Origin of the sequence: Actinomyces urogenitalis, from assembly GCF_002861525.1 — a bacterium.
Lineage (GTDB): Bacteria > Actinomycetota > Actinomycetes > Actinomycetales > Actinomycetaceae > Actinomyces > Actinomyces urogenitalis.
Window position 1 is genome coordinate 84716 of record NZ_PKHA01000005.1, and the last position, 25921, is coordinate 110636.

General features: G+C 68.4%; 18 protein-coding genes. 5 read left to right on the forward strand and 13 right to left on the reverse strand.

Annotation, left to right across the window (positions count from 1 at the left end):
* The first annotated feature begins 5 nt into the window (after positions 1 to 5).
* On the forward strand, positions 6 to 791 hold the full coding sequence (locus tag CYJ26_RS06175; protein ID WP_006548285.1) for a DeoR/GlpR family DNA-binding transcription regulator: 786 nt from the start codon (positions 6 to 8) through the stop codon (positions 789 to 791).
* A gap of 525 nt (positions 792 to 1316) precedes the next feature.
* Here CYJ26_RS06175 and CYJ26_RS06180 read toward each other — a convergent pair.
* The gene (locus tag CYJ26_RS06180; protein ID WP_101638139.1) at positions 1317 to 6188 is read right to left on the reverse strand and encodes a Cna B-type domain-containing protein; all 4872 of its coding nucleotides are present in this window, start codon (positions 6186 to 6188) and stop codon (positions 1317 to 1319) included.
* 408 nt (positions 6189 to 6596) lie between these two features.
* Here CYJ26_RS06180 and CYJ26_RS06185 point away from each other — a divergent pair, with 408 nt between their 5' ends.
* The 3 genes from CYJ26_RS06185 (at position 6597) to CYJ26_RS06195 (ending at position 11551) form a co-directional block, all read left to right on the forward strand.
* Positions 6597 to 8030 carry an MFS transporter gene (locus tag CYJ26_RS06185; protein WP_101638140.1) on the forward strand — a complete coding sequence of 478 codons (1434 nt, stop codon included), beginning with the start codon at positions 6597 to 6599 and terminating at the stop codon, positions 8028 to 8030.
* 57 nt (positions 8031 to 8087) lie between these two features.
* The gene (locus CYJ26_RS06190; protein ID WP_006548281.1) at positions 8088 to 9548 is read left to right on the forward strand and encodes a mannitol dehydrogenase family protein; all 1461 of its coding nucleotides are present in this window, start codon (positions 8088 to 8090) and stop codon (positions 9546 to 9548) included.
* 326 nt (positions 9549 to 9874) lie between these two features.
* On the forward strand, positions 9875 to 11551 hold the full coding sequence (locus tag CYJ26_RS06195; protein ID WP_006548280.1) for a lysine--tRNA ligase: 1677 nt from the start codon (positions 9875 to 9877) through the stop codon (positions 11549 to 11551).
* A 256-nt stretch (positions 11552 to 11807) separates the two neighbouring features.
* Here the strand turns inward: CYJ26_RS06195 and CYJ26_RS06200 are convergent, their stop codons facing one another.
* The 9 genes from CYJ26_RS06200 to folP form a co-directional block, all read right to left on the reverse strand.
* Positions 11808 to 12437 (reverse strand): ATP-binding protein, encoded by a 630-nt coding sequence (locus tag CYJ26_RS06200; RefSeq protein ID WP_024034750.1) that lies wholly within the window; start codon positions 12435 to 12437, stop codon positions 11808 to 11810.
* Positions 12438 to 12499: 62 nt separating this feature from the next.
* The gene (panD, locus tag CYJ26_RS06205) at positions 12500 to 12955 is read right to left on the reverse strand and encodes an aspartate 1-decarboxylase (RefSeq protein WP_006548278.1); all 456 of its coding nucleotides are present in this window, start codon (positions 12953 to 12955) and stop codon (positions 12500 to 12502) included.
* Between the two features lie 162 nt (positions 12956 to 13117).
* On the reverse strand, positions 13118 to 14077 hold the full coding sequence (panC, locus tag CYJ26_RS06210; RefSeq protein ID WP_396335618.1) for a pantoate--beta-alanine ligase: 960 nt from the start codon (positions 14075 to 14077) through the stop codon (positions 13118 to 13120).
* Positions 14078 to 14262: 185 nt separating this feature from the next.
* Positions 14263 to 15201, reverse strand: a complete 939-nt coding sequence (locus CYJ26_RS06215; RefSeq protein ID WP_034236453.1) for a Rossmann-like and DUF2520 domain-containing protein — start codon at positions 15199 to 15201, stop codon at positions 14263 to 14265.
* 25 nt (positions 15202 to 15226) lie between these two features.
* A complete protein-coding gene (locus CYJ26_RS06220; RefSeq protein ID WP_101638141.1) occupies positions 15227 to 16945 on the reverse strand; it encodes a PH domain-containing protein in 1719 nt (572 codons plus the stop codon).
* Entirely contained in the window at positions 16942 to 17487 is a 546-nt protein-coding gene (locus CYJ26_RS06225) for a PH domain-containing protein (protein ID WP_024036080.1), read from the reverse strand. The genes CYJ26_RS06220 and CYJ26_RS06225 overlap by 4 nt, the downstream gene beginning before the upstream one ends.
* Before the next feature lie 93 nt (positions 17488 to 17580).
* Positions 17581 to 18078 carry a DUF3180 family protein gene (locus CYJ26_RS06230; protein WP_006548273.1) on the reverse strand — a complete coding sequence of 166 codons (498 nt, stop codon included), beginning with the start codon at positions 18076 to 18078 and terminating at the stop codon, positions 17581 to 17583.
* Positions 18078 to 20129 carry a 2-amino-4-hydroxy-6-hydroxymethyldihydropteridine diphosphokinase gene (gene folK, locus CYJ26_RS06235; RefSeq protein WP_101638142.1) on the reverse strand — a complete coding sequence of 684 codons (2052 nt, stop codon included), beginning with the start codon at positions 20127 to 20129 and terminating at the stop codon, positions 18078 to 18080. The genes CYJ26_RS06230 and folK overlap by 1 nt, the downstream gene beginning before the upstream one ends.
* Positions 20126 to 21004, reverse strand: coding sequence for a dihydropteroate synthase (folP, locus tag CYJ26_RS06240; RefSeq protein WP_006548270.1), 879 nt, complete (start codon positions 21002 to 21004; stop codon positions 20126 to 20128). Before folP ends, folK begins: the two co-directional genes overlap by 4 nt.
* 210 nt (positions 21005 to 21214) lie before the next feature.
* Between folP and CYJ26_RS06245 the strand changes: the two genes are divergently transcribed.
* The gene (locus tag CYJ26_RS06245) at positions 21215 to 22264 is read left to right on the forward strand and encodes a zinc-binding dehydrogenase (RefSeq protein WP_006548269.1); all 1050 of its coding nucleotides are present in this window, start codon (positions 21215 to 21217) and stop codon (positions 22262 to 22264) included.
* 62 nt (positions 22265 to 22326) lie between these two features.
* Here the strand turns inward: CYJ26_RS06245 and folE are convergent, their stop codons facing one another.
* From folE to CYJ26_RS06260, 3 genes are all read right to left on the reverse strand, one after another.
* Entirely contained in the window at positions 22327 to 22950 is a 624-nt protein-coding gene (gene folE, locus CYJ26_RS06250) for a GTP cyclohydrolase I FolE (RefSeq protein ID WP_006548268.1), read from the reverse strand.
* The gene (gene ftsH, locus CYJ26_RS06255) at positions 22947 to 25112 is read right to left on the reverse strand and encodes an ATP-dependent zinc metalloprotease FtsH (protein WP_101638143.1); all 2166 of its coding nucleotides are present in this window, start codon (positions 25110 to 25112) and stop codon (positions 22947 to 22949) included. The genes folE and ftsH overlap by 4 nt, the downstream gene beginning before the upstream one ends.
* Before the next feature lie 139 nt (positions 25113 to 25251).
* On the reverse strand, positions 25252 to 25920 hold the full coding sequence (locus tag CYJ26_RS06260) for an AIM24 family protein (protein ID WP_006548266.1): 669 nt from the start codon (positions 25918 to 25920) through the stop codon (positions 25252 to 25254).
* Between the last annotated feature and the right edge of the window lies 1 nt (position 25921).

Genomic DNA, 25921 nt, shown 5'->3' on the forward strand with positions numbered 1-25921 from the left:
CAGTCATGGCTGTTCCTCGACCGCCCGCCTCAGGCGCCAAGGAGCGCCGCGACGCTCTCATCGCCTACCTGCGCACCACCGGGGTGACGCAGGTGGCGGAGCTGCCTGAGCGCTTCGGGGTCTCCGTGGAGACCATCCGCCGCGACCTGCGGGCATTGGAGGCGGCGGGGAGGATCCAGCGCAGCTACGGCACCGTGACGGCTGCGGACTCGGGAAGCTTCGAGTCCAGCCGTGAGTTCCGCTTCTCTCATCACATCGATGAGAAGGAGCGGATTGCGGCGGCAGCGGTGGAGTATCTAGGGACTGCCGAGTCGATCTTCCTGGACGAGGGCTACCACCCCCTGCTCGTGGGGCGTGCGCTGCCGACCGACCGGGACCTGACCATCATCACGGCCTCGCTTCCCGCGGCGATCGAGCTGGCCGAGCGCCCACGCACCACGGTGATCGTCATCGGCGGGCGGGTGCGGCCGGTCACCCTGGCCAGCGTGGACCGGTGGGCTACCTCGATGCTGCGGGACATGGAGCCGGACCTGGCGATCGTGGGGGCGAACGGCGTGGGTGAGGACGGGTGGATGACCACTCCCAACCCGTCGGTGGCCGAGGTCAAGGAAGCAGTGCTGGCAGCCGCGCAGCGCTCGATCTTTGTGGGCTCGCACGCCAAGTTCGGCCACCACACCTTTGCGCGTTTTGGTCATGTGCGCCACCTGGAGCGCGTCATCACCGGCCGCGAGCTGCGGGCCTCAACGGCCCGGCGCCTGACGGACCTGGGTGCAACCATCGAGCGGGTCTAGGAGCCGGCTCTGAGCCATCCTGTCCGCTGGCGTCCGGGGCCGCCGCTCCTCCGCGGTCTCCCCGGCCTCCCTTGGTGCGTCGGTTCAGGCCCTGGACAGTCGGTTCGGGTGCGGTGGGCATGGGAACCGACTGTGACCCGCCTAAGACGACGGCGGTGCCGCTGCCCCGGTGCGTCGGTCCAGGCCCAACACAGTCGGTTCCAGGGTGCGGTGGGCAGGCATGAGGAGGGGGTGACACCCAGTCACCTGGGCATCACCCCCTCCTCTCCCCTATCACAGCCGCAGGCAAGCACCCTCGATGAGGCACAGGCACCCACCCACAGCCCACCAGGCAGACAACCCCACCAGTCACAGGCGCGGCACATCACCAACCCCCGTCACAAGGACCGTCTACCCGGCCAGCAGGCGTGCTGGCACGCTCACCAGCGCCAGCACACCCACCAGACTCAACAACCAGACCAGGCCCGGTCTGGGTCGGGCCGGTCAGACCGTTTCTGACCGGCCCGGCCCCCGGGGCTGGTTGGTTCAGGCGCGGCGGCGACGGATCAGCAGGCCACCCAGGCCCACCAGGCCCACAGCAACCACCCCGACCGCCACGTCCACACCCGTGACCGGCAGACGCTTGCCCAACGAAGCCACCGGCCCCACAGGCTTGGCTGGGACGGGTGTGTTGACCACACGACCCAGATCCACACTCACGCCCATCCGGTCGATCACAGCAGCCTTGGCCCAACCAGACAGGACGTAGCCCGCCGGCGCCTGGGTCTCCACCACACGGTAGGAACCAGCAGGAACACCCTCGAACACCACCCGGCCGTCCGCGCCACTGGTCACGGTGTCCAACACCTGCCCGGTAGTGGTGCGCAGCTCAAAGACCGCACCCACCAGAGGCGCACCAGCAGCGTCGGTCTTCACCAACGACACCACACCACGCACCAGGGTGTTCGTCACCGTGAACCCACTGGCAGCATCACCGGTGACGGTGGCCTCGTACCCTTCGGGCACGCTCGTCTCGGCCACCGTGTAGGAGATCTCGCCCTGATCGTCGTGGCTCAGCAGGCCGACGAACTCGCCCTTCCAGCTGTTGCCCGCGTTCAGCGTGAGCGTCTTCCCGGCGACGTCGGTGTCATTCGCCTTCAGCTGCACCGTCACCGAGTCCGGACGCTTACCGTCCTGGTTCTCGTTGTCGCTCCAGGTCTTGGTCACCTTGACCGTGACCTTCGAGCGCTTGTTGGTGATCTTGTATCCGGCGGAGTCGCTGCCGGTCACCGTGGCCTTGTAGCCCGTTGGCACCGAGGCCTCTTCGACCGTGTACTCGATCGCTTTGTTCGTGGCGGCGTCCTTGATCGGAAGGTTCTCGAACACGCCCTTCCAGGTCCCGGCCGCGCTGAGCGTCAGGTTACCCACGGCCTTGCCGTCGATGTCCTTCGCCGCCTTGCCGTTGGCCAGGAGCCTGACGCTGACCTCGGACACCGTGGTCGCGGTCTGGTCGCCGGCGCCGTTGTTCTCATCCCAGATCTTCTCAACCTGAACCGCGCGCGGACGCGACAGGCCGGCGTTCAACACGACTCTGCCCGCCAGGCTCGCGGTCACCGGCTCAGACACGGCCTTCTGCGCATCCGCAGTCCCCGTCAGCTTCACATCGCCCTTCTCCGTGACCGGGGAGAAGCGCGTGTACGGGTTCGATGCGCCCTCGCCTTGATCGGTCTTGGGCGGGGCGGGGTTGTAGACCGTCACGGTGTATTTCTTGCCCAGGGGATCCCGGTCGCCCGGGATAAGGCCCTGGAACTTGTAGGTGCCGTCCTCGCCGGTACGAACCGTCTCGACCAGATCGCCGCGCTCATCCCTGAGCTCGGCCACCGCGTCGGGGATCGCCTGCTCGAGGTCCTCACCGTCATCGTCCTTGTCGATGATGCTGTCGTTATCGATGTCGTACCAGACCTTGCCCGTGATGACGCCCGGTTCGATGAGCATGGCGACCGGCTGCCCATAGCGGTAACCCTTACCGGAGCCGAGGTCACGCAGGTAGGCAGGGGCCATGACATCGAGGGGGTTCGTCTCCGCGACCTCATGCGAGACATCTCCGACCTTCATGTTGAACAGGAAGGTCTGCGCCTCCTTGGGCTGGATCTGAGCGTCATCGGGGGAGCTGATCCGGACGAAGTTCACCCTCGCCCAGTCCTCTGCCGTCCAGGACGCCGTATTGGCCTCGTCCGTCCAGTCGAAACCACCCCACTTGAGCGCCTGGCTCGTGGGCTCGGCATCCCGCGCGTAGGAGACCGTGTAGCCAGCCGGGAGCTCGCTCTTGATTCCGCCGTTCAGGTTCATGGTGAACTCGAAGGCCTTCTTCGTGGGCTGCACCGCCTGACCCCAGTTCTGCCCCTCCTTCGGCACCGGCCAGTAGATCGTGAGGCCGTTCGCCGCCGTCTGCGTGGGGTTGGTGGCGATCAAGCGGTAGTCGACCGTGGACTCCGCACCGATCTCGGTGCGCTTCCGCCCGTCATAGGTCACATAGCGCGAATCGGGCTGGGTCGCCATCTTCGCAGCCGACTGCACGACGACGTCGGTCGGCGACTTGGGCTCGATAGCGCCGACCGGACGGCCGAAGAGGTCGTCGGTCGAGCCGTTGCCGTTGAGGTCCCACCTGTCGGTGGTCATGCCCCCACCGTGGACGAGCTCTTCCTTCGTGTCCGTGTCGAACTCGTACCAGACGATGCCCTCGTCGGCGCGCCATCCAGCGGAAAGGCCACCCGGAGGGCCAACGTAGCGTGCCTCATCCTTCGTGGGGTCAGAGGTGTAGGAGATCCTGAGGCCGATGTCGCCGTCGTAAGCCCAGTACCCGATATTCGTCGTATACGGGACCGCCTTTGCCGCCTCATACCAGTAGAACTGCGCACCGCCCGTGCGCATCTCGTATTTATCTTTCTCGTTGGTGATCTTCGTCAGGTCGAGCTTGTACACCCGGGCCTTGGGATAGGCCTCCTTGAGTTTGTCAGAAGGTGCGACCTCGTACACGTCAGCCTGAGCGCTGTACTCAATGCCGTTCTTGTTCTCCATCCACGCTTGCTTGGCTCCGACCGAGCGCGAGTACAGCCTGAAGGACATATCCGAACCGAACGGGCTGATGACGTAGATCGCGTTGAGCGTCTGGGCGCCTGTCGAGGATCCGTTCCAGACTGACTGGAAGTAGCTGAACCACCTATCAGCCTGCTGCTCGCCAATCACCGGATCGATCAGACCGTCATGCCACGCGTAGTTCCCCGAGTTATGCCCCTCGATATAGCTCTTACCGGTGAATCCGGTGAAGGTATCGCCGATGGTCACATGGTCCTTCGAACGACCCACGTACTTGTTGTTCTCGGCGACGCCGTCGCCGTCCCAGTCCCAGATGTCCTGGTTACGGTGGTTGAACTCCGGCTCCTCATCACCCGTGTTCTCAATGCGGATACGTGCCTTGAACAACGTGGGATTGTCTCCCCACTTGCCCTTCTCGATGACCGTGTTGTTCCGCACAACACCGAAATACGGCAGCGTGGTAGTGGGTTGATTGAAGTCTTCCTTGCCGGAGCCGTCGTTTGCCTCGGCGCGGCTCCTGTAGCTGACAAACGAGGTCTTAGCCGGAATCGTGTCGATCTTGTACTCGATGTGCTTGAGATACACGCCCTCGTGGGCGCCGTCTCCGAGCACCGTCTGCACGCGGAACCGCTGAGGCGGGTTGTCATATGAATAGGTCTTGGTCCTATTCGTGTTCGAGTCCCACAGCGTCACCTTGAAGTCGGTGACCTTGGTGGCTTTCGCGCCGGCGTAGTCGCGCGAGAGGAAGGGCAGGGCCTGCGCCGTTACGCCGCCGACGCCGGTGTTATTGACGTCGTAGTCGATGATGATCGTCTTGGCCCGCGAGCTGCCAGTGCCGCGGTTTCCGACGGTGAAGTATCCGAGGGTGCGCTCCTGGGTGTGCTCGAAGCCGGGGGCGCCCATGTAGACGTTGTTGTCGGCGATATAGCCCTCCCACAGGGGCCAATCAGCCTCACGGCTCGGCCGGTACATCTGCGTGTTGACATAGACGTCCTCGGTCGGCTCAACGATCTCGTAATTCACCGAGCTGAGCTTCTTGGCGTCGTAGGGCAGGTGGGAGGACTCGCTGTAGGGATTGTGCAGCTTGACGCCCACATCGATCTGCTCGATCGTCACGATGGTGCCTGCAGGGAAGTTAGCAGCCGGGAAGCGCCACATCGGATTGAAGGCATTGTCCCCGTTCTCGAAGGTGACGAGCTTATTCTCCTTGCGCCACACATACAGCGTCTTATCTTCCGGAACGGTGTATGTGCTTCCATCGCTCTTGGTGAACTGCTCCCCCGCCTTGAAGGTTGTCAGATCGGCATCGGAGACATCGGTTCCCCCTTGCTTCGTATACAAGCCCAGGTACTCAGCCTTCGCGGGAACAAGAAGCGCGAAGAAATAATCATCGACCACAATCTGGGAGCGATCGTTTGCGCTGGCGATCCATTTGACAGTCTCTGTGGTTCCGCGAGGGTCATCGAGGCCAACCTCGATATTTCCCTGAGCGTTCACTTTGTTCCAGACATCATTCCGCCCAATGGTGTTGAGAACACGCGGGTTCTTCAGCGACGTTGTGGTCGTGAGCTTCTCGTTTGCCTGCGCGCCAGCCTCGTCCACGTAGGACTGCTCAACCGTTACTCCCTCGGGGACAGTCAGGGCGCCGTCGAGGTGTGAGACCAGCTGGATGGGGACCATGAACGTGACTTCCTGCGTGGTGTCCTGAAACTCGTAGCTCAGGACGCCGTCGTTCATGTTCGCGCCATAGATGGTTGTCGGCTTCTTCACCGAATCAGCCTGCTTGCTCGGGACAGTCTGCCCGTTGTCTTTGAGTTCCTGGACCCAGCCCTGGGTCTTATCGAGGGCGAACGCGTCGCCACGATAGCGGACTCCTGGCTTGAGCGTGATATCGATACGCTTCTCCGTTGCCACGGGGAATACGGCATGGATCTCGAGGTTTATGGACTGACCGCGGTTCAACTGCACGGTGGTCGAGGAGTCGCCAAGATCCACAAGGGTGTTCCCGCCAGCTGTCAGCTTGGCCTCAATGACCGGCTCTTGCACCACATTCGCGGCACGATCCTCTGAGCGGCCGACCATGACCTTGCTCAGCGGCGAAGGCAATGAACCATCGGCGCCCTGAGAAGAAGGCTCCTCGACTACAGCGTTGTCTGAGTCTTGTGCATCAGATTCCGCACCCCCCGCTTCATCAGCAGGGGCGGACACCGACGTCGTCGGCCCGTCACCGGGAACCGCGTCCTCAGCCACAGCAGGCACCGCGCCACCAAGCAACAACGCACCCGCAGCAAGGACACCAAGAACAGACTTGGGAAGCCTCATGGGGAACCATCCTCATCGATCACGACTGCCCACACCGAACCGGGGAGACTCAGGGCGCAGACAAGGGAGACACACAGCATGGTAACGCCCTCCCCCCCCCCGCCAAGGCCTTGCGCCCTGCGCAGTCTCTAGCTCCCTAGCCTCCCAGGCAGCCGCCCCACCCGCCACACCGGTCACCGTTCACACCCACTTCGGTCACCTGGCACCATGACTCGCCCCACATCATCCACTTTCGTCGCACGATTCCAACCCTCACCACCACTCCAAGCACACACGCAACGGTCATCCAGACCAGGCACACCGGTCACCACGCGGGCACAACCAGGCGTCAGGATTCTTGCGCAGCCGGAACCGGGCACCACGCCCGCGCTCCCGCCCGCAGACAACGTCGTCCCGGAAGGTGCCTCGATGCCCATCTCGAACAAGATCGTCGCCGCGATCCAACGCAGCGGATTCCCCACCGACCTCGCCGTCGGCTTCCTCGCCGTCGTCATCTTCGTCATCGGTGACGGTATCGAGGCCGTGTGGATCACCAGCTACCTGTCCACCCCCGAGGTCGGATTCTCCGTCTCCCAGGCCTCCATGATCGTCACCTCCTACGGGGTCGTCGTCGCGATCGCCGCGTTCCTGTCCGGCGCGCTGTGCGACGCCCTGGGCTGCCGCAAGGTCATGGCAATCGGCCTGGTCTCCTTCCTTATCTTCGATGCCCTGTTCATCACCGTGGCCATCGCCTCCCACAGCCTGCCCCTGCTCATGGTCATCTACGGCCTGCGCGGCTTCGGCTACCCCATGTTTGCCTACGGCTTCCTCACCTGGGTCATGATGGTCATCCCCGCCGCCCGCCAGTCCTCTGCCTCGGGCTGGTTCTGGTTCGCCTTCTCGCTCGGCATGCAGCTGCTGGGTTCCTACCTGTCCAGCTTCTTCGTCCCCGCCATCGGCCACACCGCCACCCTGTGGGCCGGATGGGCCCTGGCCGCCGTCGGTGGCGGCCTCGGCATGGCCTTCCTCGCCCGTCACCCCTCTGCCGACCTCAACCAGGGCAAGTCCATCGCCGCCTCGGTCTCCTCCGCCGTGACGGTGCTGTGGCGCTACCCCAAGGTCTCCATCGGCGGGATCGTCAAGGTCATCAACCTCTCCGGCCAGTACGGCATGCAGGCCTTCTACGTGGTCTACCTCCACAAGGTCTTCGGCATGCCCGAGTCCCAGGCCATCCTGGAGTTCTCGATCTTTGGCCTCGTGGCCATCATCGGCGACGTCTTCTGGGGCGTCATGGGAGACAAGATCGGCTGGCGCAACACCATCCAGTGGGCCGCTGCTCCCATCTGCGCCGCCTCGCTGGTCTACATGTACCTCATCCCCATCATCGCCGGTCCGAGCTTCTTCCTCATCGCGCTGGGCACCGCCGCCATCGGCATCGGCCTGTCCGCCTTCGTGCCGACGACGCCGCTGATCACCGCCCACGCCCAGGGCGAGACCGGCAACGCGCTGGCCATCCTCAACCTCGGCGCAGGCCTGGGCGCCTTCGTCGGCCCGGCCATCGTCACCCTCCTGCTGGGCGATGAGACCACCGCCTCGGGCTACCTGTGGGTCGCCGTCGGGCTCGCGGGCCTGTATGTCATCGCCTTCACCCTCACCTTCGCCCTCAAGCTCCCCGGCAACGCCAAGATCATCGACACCACTGACCTTCTGGTCACCGCTGAGGCCCTGGCCGAGCTCAAGGCAGGCGAGACCGGCACCAAGCCCACCAACGCCCCCGGCGCCCTGAGCGGCCAGGCAGGCCCCACCGTCGTCCATCGCTCCGGCTCAGCCCCCACGCCCGACGACGCCCTCCTGGCTCGCTGAGACACTCACCTGACTGCACACTCACCTCTATCCGCCTCGACTGACAAGGACACTGCCATGACCACCCTGGCCACCCACCCCCTCGCCCCCACCTACGACCGCTCCGCCGTCACCACCGGCATCGTCCACATGGGCGTGGGCGGATTCCACCGCGCCCACCAGGCCATGTACCTCGACCGCCTCATGCGCGAAGACAAGGCCCTGGACTGGGGCATCTGCGGCGTCGGACTGATGCCCCAGGACTGCGCCATGCGCGACGCCCTGACCGCACAGGACTACCTGTACTCCCTCACCCTCAAGCACCCCGACGGCCACCACGAGACCTCGATCATCGGCTCGATCCACGACTACAAGTTCGCCCCCGAGGACCGCGACGGCGTCCTTGAGGTCATGACCGCACCGACCACCCGCATCGTCTCGCTCACCGTCACCGAGGGCGGCTACAACATCGACGACGTCACCGGCGCCTTCCGCACCGACTCGGCCGGGGCCGTGCACGACGCCGCCCACCCCAGCGAGCCGGAGACCTCCTTCGGCTACATCGTTGAGGCGCTGCGCCTTCGCCGCGCGGCCGGCACCGCGCCCTTCACCGTCATGAGCTGTGACAACCTGCCGGGCAACGGGCACGCCGCCCGCACCGCCGTCGTCTCCCAGGCCCGCATGAGCGATCCCGAGCTCGCGCAGTGGATCGAGGCCAACGTCTCCTTCCCCAACTGCATGGTCGACCGCATCACCCCCAAGACCACGCCGGCGGACATCGAGGAGGCCGAGAAGGTCCTCGGTGTGCACGACAACTGGCCCGTGGTCGCTGAGCCCTTCACCCAGTGGGTGCTGGAGGACCAGTTCACCCTGGGCCGCCCGCCGTACGAGGAGGTGGGCGTCCAGCTGGTGGAGGACGTGGTGCCCTACGAGCTGATGAAGCTGCGTCTGCTCAACGGCTCCCACCAGGCGCTGGGCCACTGGGGGCGCCTGCTGGGCATGACCTACGCCCACGACGCCGCCGCGGACGCGGACATCTCGACCTGGATCCGCACCTACCTCGACCGCGAGGTGCTGCCGACCCTGCGGCCGGTGCCCGGGATCGACCTGCGTGAGTACATCGACACCCTCTTCGAGCGCTTCACTAACGAGGCCATCGCCGACACCCTGGCGCGCCTGGCCTTCTTCGGCCCCTCGGGCATGCCCAAGTTTGTGCTCGCCGGACTGCGTGAGAACCTCGCCGCCGGCCGCCCGATCCGCATGGGTACGGCGCTGTGCGCGGCGTGGTCGCTCGGTGTGCTCGGACGCGACGAGAACGGCGGGGAGATTGAGCAGGTGGACGATCTGCGGCCCTTCTCCCAGGCCCAGGAGGCTGGGCGTGGCGGTGAGGGCGAGCTGGCCTTCATCCGCAACGCCGCCATCTTCTCCAACCTCGCCGAGGACGAGCGCTTCCGTTCCACCTACCTGTCCGAGCTCGCCGCCCTGCGCGAGCAGGGCTCGCGCTCTCGTATGAAGGCGCTGCTGACGGCCGAGAACTGAGGCTGGGCGCAGGCTGCGCGCCGCTTGCGGCTGCTCGCCTGTCATGACCCACGACGGCGCCGCTCGTCTCGCTCGCGAGGCGGGCGGCGTCGTCGTGCGCTGCTGGAACGTGGGAACCGGGGAGATCGGAGGCCCGGACATGCCGTCTGCTGCGTGCTTTCCCCGATTGAGACGGCCTTCGGCGATTGGTACGTGCGTCCCAGGCTCTGACAAGCGCTGCACATTCAGGAAGGCACGCACCAATCGCCAACGGCCCGTTCCAATGCCCTGCGCCGCCCCACCAACCGGCGTCGGCCTGCGCTTCCTGTGACCGCTAGACTTCCCCCATGACTGACGCGACTGAACGCTCTGCCTCCCTGCCCGCCGATGCCTCCCAGGCCCAGGACAAGCAGGCGGCCAAGAAGCAGTCCAAGGCCGAGCCCGGCCCGGGCGAGCAGTTCGAGATCCGCGCCGCCAAGCGTGAACGCCTGCGCGCCGAGGGCTGGGAGCCCTACCCGGTCCAGGTGCCCGTCACCACCACCATCCAGGCTGTCCGCGAGCGCTACAGCCACCTGGAGGCCGACCAGGAGACTGACGACGTCGTAGGCGTGGCCGGGCGCGTGACCTTCCTGCGCTCCTCGGGCAAGCTGTGCTTCGTTGCCCTGGCCGACGGCGCCGGCCGGACCCTGCAGGCCATGATCTCCGCCAAGAACCTGCCCGGCGAGGGTCACACGAGCCTGGCCTCCTTCAAGTCCGACGTCGACCTGGGCGACCACCTCTTCGTCCACGGCCGCGTCATCTCCTCGCGCCGCGGCGAGCTGTCCGTCATGGCTGAGACCGCCCTGACCGCCGGCCACTCCGCCGAGCAGTTGCCCGAGCTCGGCGACGACGCCGTCGAGGTCCCGGCCTGGCGCATCGCCTCCAAGGCCCTGCGGCCGCTGCCCAAGACCTGGACCAATGACAAGGGCGAGACCGTCTCCCTGTCCGAGGACAACCGCGTGCGCCGCCGTGAGCTCGACCTGCTCACCCGCCCGGCCGCCCGTGACATGGTGCGCACCCGCGCCGCCGTCGTGCGCTCCCTGCGCGAGAACTTCCACCGCCGCGACTACCTGGAGCTGGAGACCCCCATGCTCCAGGTCATCCACGGAGGCGCGGCTGCACGGCCCTTCGTCACCCACATGAACGCCTTCGACATGGATCTCTACCTGCGCATCGCCACGGAGATCTACTTGAAGCGCGCCGTGGTGGGCGGCGTCGACCGCGTCTTTGAGATCAACCGCAACTTCCGCAACGAGGGCGCCGACTCCTCCCACTCCCCCGAGTTCGCCGCGCTGGAGGCTTACGAGGCCTACTCCGACTACAACGGCATGGCTGAGCTGACCCGCAACCTCGTCCAGCAGGCGGCCCGTGACGCCTTCGGCCTGGAGGAGGGCAAGGAGGTCGTCACTCTGGCCGACGGCACCGAGTACGACCTGTCAGGCGAGTGGGACAAGATCGACCTGTACACCTCGGTCTCCAACGCCGTGGGCGAGGAGATCACGGTCGAGACTCCCCGCGAGCACCTCGTGGCCCTGGCTGAGAAGCTGGACCTGGAGGTGGATGACTTCGCGGTGGCCGGCAAGATCGTCGAGGACATCTTCGAGGAGACGGTCGGAAACAAGCTGTGGGCCCCGACCTTCGTCTACGACTTCCCCGAGGACACCTCACCCCTGACGCGTTACCACCGCTCCAAGCCAGGGCTGACGGAGAAGTGGGACCTGTACGTGCGCGGCTTCGAGCTGGGCACCGCCTACTCCGAGCTGGCCGACCCGGTGGTCCAGCGCGAGCGCTTCGAGGCCCAGGCCCTGGCCGCCGCCAACGGCGACCCCGAGGCCATGGTGCTGGATGAGGACTTCCTCGTGGCCATGGAGCAGGGCTTCCCACCCTGTGGCGGCATGGGCATGGGCATCGACCGTCTGCTCATGGCCCTGACCGGCCAGGGCATCCGCGAGACGATCACCTTCCCGCTGGTCAAGCGCGCCTGAGCCCGCGAGCGCGCGACAAAAGCAGCGCTACCCCCATTGATACGTGCATACACGATTGTGGCGTGCTCCCTGGGCCCCGGGGAGCACGCCACAGTCCTAGGTGTACGCACCTATCCGCGCAGGTACGTACACCAATCAGGATGGCGCTGGAGTCACGCAGGGTCGGCGCCGCAAAACAGCAGAGGCAGCACTGAAAAGAAGCAAGGCAGGCAGAGCCAACGCCTGCCTATCGGCCAGGCGCCCGCCAAACAGCGGCTCAGGAGCGGATCAGCCCCCGGATCGTGTCCTCGCACTCCTGGCGGGAGACGGCGCGGCACCCCTGGCGCACCCAGGCGGCAATCTTGGCCGGCTCCTCACGCGCCAGGCGCACCCCACGCGTCAGCAGGACGTGCAGGGGCTTGCGGTGCTCATTGACATCCCGGCGCAGCCGGAACCACCAGGTCTGGATTGTCGGCCTGCGCAGCACCAGGGCATCAGCCAGCACACCGGCCTCACGGCAACGCTCCACGAGCTCAGCAGCAAAGATCCCCTCGGCCACGAAAGCCTTCTCCGCCCCTAGCTCCAGCACCTCGCTGCCCACGGTCGCGTTGTCAGCGATCGAGTAGACCGGCACCGTCGTCCGACCGCTCTGGCACAGCTGGAGGATCGCCGTCATCGCGCGCTCAGCATCCCAGCTGGCCGGGTGGTCCCAGTCAATGAGGCTCATGGCTTCCGACTGGCTCACGCCAGCCTCGCCGGACACCCGCCCATCCAGCAGCGGCATGCCAGGCTCGTCACCATCACGGTAGAAGTCGTCCAGCTTGAGCCGGCGTGCGCCTACCCTGCGCAGGAGAGAGGTCTTGCCAGAGCCGGAGGGGCCGGTGAGCAGGATGACGCGTGCCTTCACGGGACCTAAGCCTAAAGGGAGGGGACTGCGCGGCGGCGGGCCAGGAGCAGGGCGCCTCGGCCTCAGCCGCGAGCCTGCTCGAAGCTGACCCCGGAGGACACCAGGCCTTGCAGCCGGGCAACATCAGAGTCGACGGGAACCTGGCCAGGCTCGCTGCCCCGGTCCACGATCTGGTTCTTGGCGTCCACGAAGACGACGTGGGGCAGGTAGGTGCGTGCGGCGGCGTCGTCGATCTGGGAGTAGGCGATGAGAATGACGATGTCCCCGGGCGAGACCAGGTGCGCCGCCGCCCCGTTGACACAGATCTCGCCCGCGCCACGCTCGCCGGGGATGACGTAGGTGGACAGGCGGTTGCCGTTGGTGCAGTTGCAGATGTCCACACGCTCGCCGGGCAGCAGGTCAGCGGCCTCCAGCAGCGCAGCGTCCACCGTGATCGAGCCGACGTAGTTGAGGTCGGCCTGGGTGACGGTGGCGCGGTGAATCTTGGACGTCATCATCGTCCGGGTGCGAGTGCTCATCGCGGCCAAGGGTATGCCGTGCGGTGCCCTGCCAGGCGGCGAGGTGAGCGAGGTGACAGCACGCGTGCCTCACACCTGCGCCGCGGAGGGAGGGCCGACGACGGCGCGCGCCACCCCTTCGGCGCTGTCGCCCTGCCAGCCGGTTGGCCCGGGCCGACGCGCTCAGCCGAGGCTCACCAGCGTGTTGTCGATCAGCCGGGTCGAACCGACCTTGGCAGCCAGGGCCAGCAGGACGGTCCCGGTGGTGGCGACCGCTGCGGCGTCGTCCGCAGCAGGCAGGCCCAGGCCGGCGCCGGCGCGCTCGACGAAGCTGTCCGGGTCAACGACCGCGACGTAGTCGACCTCGACGCCCTCGGCACCCGCCAGCAGCTCAGCTGCCACCTGCCGGACCCCGGCGGCGTCGGCACCGCTGGCCGCGGCCTGCCGCCCAGCCTCCAGCGCACGGGAGAGCGCCAGCGCCTGGCCGCGCTCGGTGGCCGAGAGGTAGGCGTTGCGCGAGCTCATGGCCAGGCCGTCCTCCTCACGGCGAATGTCCACGGGGACGATCTCCAGCGGCACGGCCAGGTCACGGACCATGGCGGAGACGATCGCCAGCTGTTGGGCGTCCTTGCGCCCGAACAGCGCCCAGCGCGGGCGGGTGAGGTGCATGAGGGTGAGCACCACCTGGAGCACGCCGGCGAAGTGTGTGGGTCTCGTGGCACCCTCGAGAACAGTGGCCATGGGCCCCGGGTCCAGGCGCACGGTGGGCTCGCCGGCCGGGTACATGACCTGCGGCGTGGGAGCGAAGACGATGAGACGGCCCACGCGCGGCGCGCCGGCCTCGTCCGTCAGCGCAGCGGTGATGCCGGCGACGTCAGCGTCCAGGGTGCGCGGGTAGGCGTCGAGGTCCTCCCCCGGGGCGAACTGGAGGGGGTTCAGGAAGATCGTGACAACAACCGTCCCGCTCGGGCCTACGCGGCGGGCTGCCTCCGCGACGAGGTCGAAGTGGCCCTGGTGCAGGGCGCCCATGGTCATGACGACGGCGCGCGGGGCGACGTCGCCGTCCAGCGCTGCAGCGAGCTCGGCGCGTGTACGGGTCAGGGTGGCGAGGGGGGAGGACGTGGAAGACACAGTCGAAGTCACGGCTCCAGAGTAGTCCGCGCCCACCGACCACCTGCCTGCCGACCGACCTCCTGTGTGCCCCGGTCGACCCCGGTATTCGCGCATATGCCGAGGTCGGTCGGGGATTGCGCGGTCGCGGGGCACACAGGAGGTCGGTCGAGGACTGCGTGGTCGCAGGGCGCGCAGGTGGTCGGCTGGCACTGGTCTCAGCCCAGGACTCCGCGTAGGTGCTCCGCCGCCGCTGCCTGGATCTGGCCGGTGGACTCGCAGCGGTCCACCGTTGCCCGGGCCAGAGCCCGATAGGTCGCTACCACGTCCTCCAGCGGTTTCCCCTCATCATCACGCAGCTGCGAGAGCGCCTCCAGATGCGCCTGGACGGTCCCGGCGTCCCCCCGTGCCACCGGCCCGGTCAGCGCCTGGTCCGCCCCCTCGTGCAGCGCACGGCCCAAGGCTGCACTGAGCAGCGGGCGAAGAGTCGCCGCCCCGTCCTCCACGCCAGCCGCCGTCAGCGCCCGCACGGCCTGCCCCACGAGCGTCACCAGGTGGTTCGCTCCGTGGGCCAGCGCCGCGTGGTAGGCCGCCCGCGCCGACTCCGCCAGCACAAAGGGCTCCCCACCCAGCTCGACCGCCAGCGCCTGCCCGATCGGCAGGAAGGCCGGCGGCGCCGTCACCGCCATCGGGCAGCCCGTGAGCCTGGCCAGGTCCGTGGACATGCCGGAGAAGGTCATGGCCGGGTGCAGGGCGATCGGAATCGCACCGGCCGCCTGCGCCGGCGCGAGGACCTCGATGCCGTAGCGCCCGGAGGTGTGCACCACGATCTGGCCCATCTGCCACGCCCCGAGCTCAGCCAGGCCAGTGACCAGGTCTGCCAGGGCATCGTCAGGCACGGCCAGCAGCACGAGCTCGGCGCGGCGGATGATCTCCTCCACCTCCAGCACCGGGACGCCCGGCAGCATGACCTCAGCCCGCTCACGCGAGGCCTGCGAGACGGCGTGGACGCCGATGACCTGGTGCTCCACCGCCCGCAGGGCCGAACCGAGGACCGCGCCGACCTTGCCGGCTGAGATGATGCCGACCCCGAGCCGCCCTGGCCGAGAGGTCTCAGGCTCAACGACCGGGTTGGCGCAGGAGTGTGGCTCAGTCATGGCGTGATCGTCTCACGCCTGGACGTCAGGCAGCAGGCTCGGCCACGGCCCTGGCCAGCCAGCGGTCAATCCTCTCGGCCCGACGACGCCGCAGCGCCCGATCAGAGATAACGCGCTCCAGCGCGGCAGCGTCCCCCAGATCGAGGTTGGACATCCCGGTGGACACCTGACCGATGCTCACCATGCACAGCTCGATCTTGGCCAGCCTGCGACGTCGGGCCAGCGGCCCCTGGCTGATGTTGACCGACTGGATCCGCTCGTAGGGCACCACGCTGGTGTTCCTCCACAACCGGCTCGTACGCAGGATGACGCAGGTATCGGTCAGCACGATCCCCTCGCGGCACCAGGCCAGGGGAGAGAAGACCCGTCCCCGGGGGCTGATACGGATCAGGCCACGCTCAGGCGAGCCGATGGGCGCCCCCGGGTCCCCCACGCCGTCGTCGTCCATGCCTGACAGGACGGCCTCCAGCAGGGCGTCGGGGTCAGCCACCCCCAGGTTAGGGGTCACCAGCCACAGGGCTCGCAGCGCTGTGTCACGGTCCCCCACCGGCAGCAGGATGTTCGAGCCGTTTTCCTGTACCTGGCCCGAGGAGGAGTCCACGCTCTCACGCCCGGCCACACAGGCCACGACCTTCCACCAGTCCTTGCCACGCCACAGCGGCCCCTGCTGCAGGCTCACGGCGTGCACCCTCCCGGGTGGCAGCGTGGAGGAGGTGTCCGCCGTCAGGCCGTAGCGCACGCGGATGCCAGCCGGGGTGGCAAAGGCACGGAAGCGCCACCCCCGGTTGAAGCGCCCCCACACGACGCCGACGGCGGTCAGCGGCATGATCGCCATCGGCACGATCACGCCGATGAGCTCTCCCAGGTCCGCGGTATCGCTCGCAGTGAGAGTCACCACGAACAAGATCGCGAAGACCACCACGATCACGGCGGTCGTCACGATGGCCGCCGAACGCAGGATCGAGCCGATGAGGACCTTCGTGTCCACCTCGTACAGCGGGTACTCCTCACGCTGCCGGCCGCCGGCCGGCGGCGCAGCCGCAGCATCCTCAAAGCCTCGTGGCGCCAGCCCGGCCCCGGCTGGGCCTCCGTCCTGCGCCGGCGCCGCCAGGGGCGACGCCGTGGCCGCCTCCGGCGCCTCAGCGCTCCCAGGCTCCTGGCTCGCCCGGTCAGAGGCTGCTCGCCCGGCTCCGTTGGTCTGCGCGCCAGCCGCCAGGTCAAGGATGAGGTCCCTCAGTTCCTCCAACCGCGCGGTGGGCAGGTAACCCAGCACCACCCGGGAGTCGCCGCTGCCGGCCACCTCGACCGTCAGCTGCCCGAGCCCGAAGACCCGGCCCAGCAACGGGTGGACGACGTCGACGGACTGGATCCGCGGCAGGCGCGCGATCCGCAGCTGCTTGGTCAGCACCCCCGAGCGCAGGTAGACACCGTCACGGTCCACGGCATAGGTCTTGTAACGCCAGCCCAGGAACAAGGCGATGCCCAGGAGCACCAGGACCGCTCCCACTGCAGGAAGGATCCACACCAGCTGGGACTGGCTGAAGGGCAGGCCCTCCTTGGAGATGGCCTGGTAGGCCTGGTAGGCCTCATCCGCGTTCTGGTAGGTGAGGAAGGCCAGGAGCGCGGCAATGACCTTCCACCCCTCCAGCAGCGGGGTGACGGGGTGCATGCGCTGCCACTGGAGTCCTTGCGGCAGGCTGATCGAGCGCTCGGCCGCGTCCGTGCCGTTCTTCCTGGCGCTCACAGCCCGCTCATCCTCTCCTCGCCGCGCTCGGACAGCAGCTGGCGCAGGTGCTCGGCCTCAGCCACCGGCAGGCCGTTGATCGTGGCGTCAGTGGAGGCCGAGGCCGTGTGGAGCTTGACCTCCGCGATACCGAGGTGGCGGGCCAGCGGGCCCTGGGAGGTGTCCACGAACTGCATGCGTCCGTAGGGGACCACCGAGAGGTGACGAAACATGATGCCCTTGCGCCACAGCAGGTGGTCCTCCCCCAGCGCGTAGCCCATGGCACGCACCTGGCGAGGAATGAGCCAGGCCTCCCACAAGGTGGTCGCCGTCGTCGCGCCCGCTCCCAGGAACCACCAGTGGCTGTGCATGGCGCCGAGTACGAGGAAGACGATGATGACCACGGCGTCGAAGCCGAGGTTGACCGTCAGGCGGGCAGTGATCAGCTTGGGCGAAACGGGGCGAAACTCCACGCCCTCAGGCTTGAAAGGCGAGACGGAGGCGGGATCGGCGGGCCGGCCGGGCTCAGGGGCAGTGGACTCGGTCGGACGGGAAGCAGTCACGGTGGCTCCTTGCGGGGGCTGGGGTTTCCAGCCTCTCACGCCAGCACGTCTGCCCGCCTCCTCCGCCAGGAGGAAGCCCCTCCTTCGCCAGGCTCAGGCCGTCGCGCCGCCGCTGGGTAGCGCCGAGCCGGACGAGCCGTCCTCGTCGTCGTCATCGCTCATGTCGATCGCGCACCAGTGCTCGACCACCACGCCTGCCACGCACCACGCCAGGGAGGCGATCAGGCAGCCACCGGCGGTCCATCCCAGGGTGTCCATCGCTGGGGAAGCCGGAGCGATCAGTGCCACCGCCAGCTCAGCTGCGTAGACGCCGGCCACGATGGCGCCGACGATGGCCGAGGCCTGGGCGGCGGCCGCGGTGGTCGCGGCACCGGTCGGCGTCATCCAGGTCGGGCGGTGCTCCCGCATGCGGCGCACGGCGTGGCCGGCCACGAGCACTACCAGAGCCACCGCGAGGGCCACCGCCGCTCCCCAGGGGGTGAGGGCAGGGACCCAGCCACGGTGACGCAGCACAAGGTCCAGGGCGACCCAGCTGACGACGGCCGACGTGGCGAAGCACGCGAGGACGCCGGTCCAGCGCGTGCGGCGCATCAGGACTGTCCGTCCCGTCCGCCGATCACCTCGTCCCAGCCAAGCGGCTGCGCCCACTCCTCCTTGCCGTCCGCGTCCACGGCCGTGGGGAAGGCAGCGGGGTCCGGTGTGAGCGCTGAGGTGTCATTAGTCTCCGAAGACGGCACGGCAGCAGGGTCAGGGGTTGAGGTCGACGGCGGAGCCGGGGGCACCGGGGGCGCGGGAACCGCAGAGGCAGGCCAGGCCGGGGAGGACGCCGAGGCGGGGGCAGGGACCTCGGGGCTGGGGGCTACCTCGTCCACAGGTGCGGCAGCGAGGTCCGCCTCAGGCACGCTCAGCTCCTCGCGTGCCGGCTCCGGCGCGGGTGCGGGCTCAGGATCCGCCTCAGGCGCAGGCTCTGGAACCGGAGCAGGCTCCGGGACTGGCGCGAGTGCGGGCTCTGGCACGGGTGCAGGCTCAGGGGCAGGGGCAGGCTCGGCAGGCGCCTCGGGAGCGGGCGCCGCAGCTGCCTCCTGCTGAGCCACTGGGGCCTCCTGGGGCAGCGGCGGCGCCACGTACTGGCCGGTCGGCAGGGCAGGCAGGTGGTCGGAGTCCAGCCAGTCCAGGGCGAGCCAACGCACACCCTCACGGTCAGGAGCGACCTCTGCCAGGGCGGCCACGGGCTGGTCCCCGATCTCAGCGAAGGGATCTGCCTGGGCCCAGGGCACCAGGACAAAGGCGCGCTGGGCGGCAGCAGGATGCGGCAGCGTGAGCTCGGGGTCGGTCGAGGACACACCCTCGTAGGTAATGATGTCCGCGTCCAGGGTGCGCGGACCCTTGGGCTCGGTGCGCACGCGGCCGGCATCAGCCTCCAGGCCCTGGCACACGGCCAGGAGCTCGCGCGGAGCAAGGGTCGTCGTCACCAGGACCACCGTGTTGAGGTAGTCGGGCTGCTCGGCTCCCCCCTCAGGGACGACGGCGGCCGTGCGGGCCAGAGGGGCCACGTCAGTGATTGTCACGCCCGGCGTCGAGCGCAGTGTGCTCACGGCCTGGCGCAGCGCCGGGACAACACCTCCCACGTTGCCGCCCAGGGCGATGACGGCCTCGACCGCCTGCTCCGGGGTCTGCGCCAGCAGGTCGCGTGGAGCCGGCGGTGCGGGAGCAGGCTCAGGGGCTGGCGCCGGGGCCTGCCCACCCTGGTCAGCCGGCATCGGCTCCGCGGACGCGGCAGACTCCTGCGCGACCTCCTCCTGCCCAGCCTCATCCTGCGCGGGCTCGGTCAGTGGCGCCGCCAGGTCCTCGGACGCGGCCTCCTCCTGTACCGGTACCGCGGCGTCCTCGTCCAGCAGTCCCACGGCCTCAGCCATGCCGGCGGCACCGGCCAGCCCGACGGCGGAGGCCACCGCTCCGGCTCCCAGCGCGTCAGCCGGAGCGGGCGGCTCCGGCGCGATCCCTGCGATGAGCGCATCCTGAACCTGGACGGCGAGCGGCGCCTCGGGAAGCTCCTGCGCCAGGGGCGAGGAGTCCTCCACCGCCGGGGGCGCCGCCGCAGCGGCCTCCTCCACGGATGAGACCACGGGCGAGGCCGCGGACTCCGCCCCAGGCTCGGGCAGTGGCGGCGCAGCAGCGTGGGCGGCCGGCGCGGCGGGTGCCGGCGGTGCGGCCAGGAAGGCTGACCTGCCGGCCGACGGCGCGGCAGTCAGGTCCTCCTCGCTGCGACGCACGATCGTCACCGAGACGTCCTCGAAGGCCACCTCCAAAGGCGCCTGCGGCTTGTGCACCGTCACCTCGACCTCACGCACCGCCTCAAAGGCCAGAGCAGCCTCAGCCACGCGCGCCGCCAGGGTCTCGATGAGGTTGACCGGCTCACCCTCGATGACGTCAACGATCGCCGCGGCCACCGCCGAGTAGTCAACGGCGTCCCTCAGGGAGTCAGTCACGGCAGCCACCGCCGTGCCCCGCACGCCCAGGCGCAGCTCGGCGTCGACCACGAAGAGCTGCCCCTCCTCGCGCTCGCTGGGGAGCATGCCGTGGTAGCCGCGGGCCGACAGCCCGGTCAGTCGGATCTGGTCCTGGGTCAGGACGGTGCTCATCGTGATTCCTTCCAGAAGGAGGCAGCCATGACGGCGTCCCGGTTGGCCGGGACCTCGTGGACTCGGACGGCCCAGGCGCCGGCGGCGCCGGCCAGGGCAGAGGTAGCAGCGGTTGCGGCGTCGCGCGAGGTCGGGTCCCCGGCACGATCGGCGGCGACGGCGCCAGCCAGGAAGCGCTTGCGCGAGGCACCGATGAGGACTGGGCGCCCCAGGTCCTGGCGCAGGCGAGCCGTGGCCGCCAGCAGCTGCCAGGACTGCTCGTGGGTCTTGGCGAAGCCCAGTCCTGGGTCGACGACCACCTGGGCAGGATCGACCCCCGCAGCCTCGAGCTCATCCAGGCGCTGGCGCAGCTCAGCCTTCACCCCCGCCACGACGTCGCCGCCATAGTCGGTCAGCTGGTCCATGGTCTCGGGGTTGCCGCGCCAGTGCTGGCAGATGTAGACCACACCGGCCCGCGCGACGACGCCGTGCATGCGGGGATCGGCGAGCCCACCAGAGACGTCGTTGATGATGAGGGCACCGGCCTGCGTGACGGCCTCGGCCGTGGCGGCGTGGATGGTGTCCACCGAGACCACTGCGCCTGCGGCCACCAGCTCACGAACCACCGGCAGGACGCGATCGGTCTCCTCGGCGGGGCTGACGCGGCTGGCACCGGGACGGGTGGACTCCCCACCCACGTCCAGCAGGTCGGCCCCCTGGCGCAGGAGCTCCAGGCCGTGCTCGACGGCCTTGTCCGCCGCGAGCCAGCGGCCGCCGTCGGAAAAAGAGTCCGGCGTGACGTTGATGATCCCCATGACCAGCGTGCGACCCTGGCGCGTGGCAGCGCTCAGGCGCTCCGGCAGCGGCGACGGAGCGAGAAGATCAGCCTGGTTCACCGCCCCAGCCTAACGTGCCTGCCTGGCTCACGCCGGGATCTCGCTGCCGGCGCACCGTGGGCACCGCGCACACCCCAAACCTCCACCAAGGACTCATGGCACACGGCTGATCCCCATTCCCACCACGCACCTAGGACATTCGGCCTACGATGACATCGTCGGGATCCGGCACCGAGCCGGCTCTGTTACTGATTCCAAGGATGTGATCACATGCCCGACATGATGCTCGCCGAGCGTTTCTACGCCGAGGGCCGACGCGTGACGGTTGAGGAGATTCCGATTCCGGAGCCCGGCCCAGGCCAGGTACGCGTCAAGGTGGCCTACTGCGGCATCTGCCACTCCGACCTGTCCCTCATCCACGGCTACTTCCCGGACCTGCTGCCTGTGGTGACCCAGGGTCACGAGGCAGCCGGCACCATCGACGCCCTCGGCCCCGGCGTGGCCGGCTGGCAGGTCGGCGACCGCGTCATCCCCTCGGCCGGGCGCCCGTGCCTGACCTGCCGCATGTGTCGCCGCGGAGACTTCACCGCCTGCCTCAACCTCCAGCTCATGGCCTTCGCCTACGACGGCGGCTGGGCGCAGTACACCATCGCCAACGCCGTGGGCATGACCCGGGTACCTGACGAGGTGGACCTCAAGGAAGCCGCCATCCTCGCCGACGCCGTGTCCACTCCCTTCGGCGCCGTCGTGCGCACCGGCAAGGTCCACCCCGGCAACGCCGTGGCCGTATGGGGCCTGGGCGGGGTAGGCACGCACATCGTCCAGCTCGCACGGCTGGCCGGCGCCGTGCCGATCATCGGCATCGACCTCAACGACCAGTGCCTGGAGCGGGCCAAGCGGCTGGGGGCTGACCACGTCTTCAGGGCCGACGACCCCAAGCTTCTGGAGCACCTGACCCAAGCCACCGGCGGGCGCATGATCGACGTCGCCTTCGACGCCGTCGGCATCCCCTCCACGCTGCGCCAGGCGGTCGAGAGCCTGGACAACCACGGCAAGGTCGTCACCGTGGGTATGAGCGACAAGGACATGAATCTCGGCGACTTCCTCACCTTCAACCTGCGCAGCAAGCAGGTGCTGGGACACCTGGGCTACCAGACCCAGGACATCGCGATGCTCGCCGAGATGCTGCGCTACGGCCGGCTGGACCTGAGCGAGTCGATCTCGGAGGTGGTGCCACTGCGGGACATCGCCACCGGGATCGAGCACCTGGAGAAGAAGGCGGGTAACCCCATCCGCATCCTCGTGGACCCCTGGGCCTGAGCAGGCTGAGCACGAAGGCGGCCCCCACCGCTGGTGGGGGCCGCCTTCTGCGTCAGTGGCAGTCAGTGGCGTCCCAGGATGAGGCTCATGGCCTCAGCTCGCGTGGCCGCCGCACGCAACTGCCCACGCACCGCCGAGGTCACCGTGGAGGCCCCGGGCTTGCGCACCCCGCGCATCGACATGCACAGGTGCTCGGCCTCGACGACGACGAGCACGCCTCGCACGCCCAGGCGCTCGACCATGGCGTCAGCCACCTGAGCCGTCAGACGCTCTTGGACCTGTGGGCGGCGCGCGTAGCCCTCGACCAGCCGCGCGAGCTTTGACAGACCCGTCACGTGCCCGTCCTCACTGGGGATGTAGGCGATGTGGGCGACCCCGTGGAAGGGCAGGAGGTGGTGCTCGCACACCGAGTACATCGGGATGTCACGCACCAGGACCATCTCGTCATGGCCGACGTCGAAGACCTTCTCCACGTGAGCACCGGGGTCCTCGCGTAGGCCCGCGAACATCTCCTCATACGCCCGGGCCATCCGGTCAGGGGTCTCCCGCAGACCATCGCGGTCCGGGTCCTCCCCGATCGCGATCAGCAGGTCCCGCACCGCCCGGCGTACGCCCTCGGCGTCGTAGGGGCGTGGCGAAGGGCCGGCGCCACGCGTCCGGGTACCAGGGTCCTGGTCCTCGCTCATGCCTCGCCCCCGTCCACCGGCGCAGCAGGCTCGGCCACCTCGCCCGCCGCGGGAGCCTCGGCCGGGCTCGCGGCCGCGTCATCCCCCACCGCGCGGCGACGCGGTAGGCAGGAGCCGGAGAAGTAGGTACCCGCCGCGAGGTCCCCCTCCAGGACCAGGGACTCGTCCGAGCGCCACAGCGGTCGCTCACCCTGCTTGACCACCGGCGCGAAGATGCGCTCCAGGTCCTTCTCCAGCAGGGTCTCCTTCTCCAGCAGCTGGGTGGCCAGCTCCTCCAGGACGGCCCGGTTGCGGGTGAGGATCTCCCAGGCCTCACGGTGGGCGGCGTCCATAAGCTCACGCACCTCGACGTCGACGCTGGCTGCGACCTGCTCCGAGAAGTCCCGCTGCGTAGCGGACAGGCCCAGGACCGTCTCGTTCTCAGTGGTCCCGAGCTTGACCGCACCCACCGAGCGGGTCATGCCGTAGTCGGTGACCATCTTGCGGGCCGTGGCCGTGGCCTTCTCGATGTCGTTGGAGGCGCCGGTGGTCGGGTCGCGGAAGACCAGCTCCTCGGCCGCGCGACCGCCCATGGCGTAGACCAGCTGATCGAGCAGCTCGTTGCGCGTGGTGGAGTACTTGTCATCACTGGGCATGACCATGGTGTAACCCAGCGCCTTGCCACGGGGCAGGATGGTGACCTTGGTGACCGGATCGGAGTAGGCGCCGGCAGCCGCACACAGGGCGTGACCGGCCTCGTGGTAGGCGGTGACGGCCTTCTCGTGGTCGTTCATGACACGCGTGCGCTTCTGAGGGCCGGCGATGACACGGTCGATCGCCTCGTCCAGGGCCCGGTTGTCAATGAGCTGGGCGTTGGAGCGCGCAGTGAGCAGCGCCGCCTCGTTCAGGACGTTGGCCAGGTCCGCGCCGGTGAAGCCGGGGGTGCGCTTGGCGACCTGATCGAGGTCGACGTCGCGGGTCATGGGCTTTCCCTTGGCGTGCACGCGCAGGATCGCAGCGCGCCCGGCCATGTCCGGGGCCTCGACGGCCACCTGACGGTCGAAGCGGCCCGGGCGCAGCAGCGCGGGGTCGAGCACGTCAGGGCGGTTGGTAGCGGCGATGAGGATGACGTTGGTCGAGGCGTCGAAGCCGTCCATCTCCACCAGCAGCTGGTTGAGGGTCTGCTCGCGCTCGTCGTGCCCGCCGCCGGTTCCTGAGCCGCGGTGACGGCCGACGGCGTCGATCTCGTCAACGAAGATGATGGCCGGCGCGTTCTCCTTGGCCTGCTCGAACAGGTCGCGCACGCGTGAGGCTCCCACGCCGACGAACATCTCGACGAACTCCGAGCCGGACATGGAGAAGAAGGGCACGCCCGCCTCACCGGCCACGGCCTTGGCCAGCAGCGTCTTACCGGTTCCGGGAGGGCCGTAGAGCAGGACGCCCTTGGGGATCTTGGCGCCCACGGCCTGGAACTTCTCAGGCTCGGCCAGGAACTCGCGAATCTCCTCCAGCTCCTCAACGGCCTCGTCCTCACCGGCGACGTCGTCAAAGGTGACCTCGGGCATCTCCTTGGAGCCGACCTTGGCCTTGGACTTGCCAAAGCCCATCGCCCCGCCGCGTCCGCCGGTCATCCGCCCCATGAGGTACCACATAAGGCCCAGCAGCAGGAGCATGGGCAGCATGAGCTGGAGCATGGAGGACCACCAGCTCGCCGTCGGCACGACGGAGTTGAAGCCACCCGAGGGCTTGGCGTCCTGAACGAGCTTGTCCACCTGCTCAGCCTGGGCGTCCGTGAAGGTGAACTGCACCTTCTTGCCCAGCTTCTGGTCGGTCTGGCCAGACTCCTTGGCCTTGCGGGTGTAGCTCTCGGTCAGGGTGAGCTCCACGCGCTGGGTACCGTCAATGACGGTCACGGACTTGACCGTCTCCGGGGAGTCCTTGAGGATCGCCAGGCCGTCAGAGGTGTCGATCGCCCGGAAACCGCCCATGGCGGACAGGACCATCCACGCCAGCAGCGCCAGGAGCACCACGGGCGCGGCCCACATCAAGGGGCTGCCCAGCGGGCCACGCTTGCGCGACCTGCCGCCCTTATCCCGCTTGGGGCTACGGCCTGAGGGCGAGGTGCCCTTCTTGTCCTTGGTGTCCGCGGGGCGGCTGCCGCCGGGCTGACCAGTGTCACTCATCGAGGTGTGTTCCCTTCGCGCATGTGATCACCTGACGGTATCCGACAACCTCGTGCGCGTACCACGAGGCAGGGGCTTCGTTCGCCTCAGGCGTGCAGATCCCCTATAGGCGAGCAGCGGCGTCGGTCCGCGATCCCCCTCAGCTGGCGGCGACGACGGGCTGGCCCTCTGAGGGCTGGACGACGACGAAGCCGGGACCGTGGAAACCGAGCTGGAAGGACTCTCCCGAGCCGCGGCCGATCAGCGAGCCCATCTTGAAGGTCGAGTGGAGCTGCGGCTGGAGGTTGGCGGACCAGCACACCGCTGCCTGCGGGTCGACGTAGGTGGGCTGGACCGAGCAGTCCAGCACCATCGGCGTGCCGTCACAGGACAGGGCCGCCACCCCGTGGCCCTGGACCTGGAGGTTGAACAGCCCGCCAGCCAGCAGGCCGGCGTTGCCCATGGCCGTCACGTCGTAGTCCAGGGTCGCGTCGAAGGCGAGCAGGGAGCGGGTGTTGATCGTCAGAACGTCCCCTTCCAGCTCCAGCAGGAAGATCCGCTGGGCCGAGCGGGCGAAGAAGACCTCACCCTGCCCGGACACGCGCATGAGGTTGCCGCCCTCGCCGGACACAGCCTTCTTCAGCATCCCGCCCAGTGAGCGGGCTCCCTGGTACTTAAAGTCCATCTGCCCCTGGTAGGCGACCATGGCGCCCTGGGCGGCGATGACCTCAGGGCCCATGAGCACGCGCAGCATCCTGGAGGACTGCAGGGTCCAGCGCTGGGTCGACTGCTGCTCCGCGTGGGACTGGGCAAAGATCTCGCTGCGCATG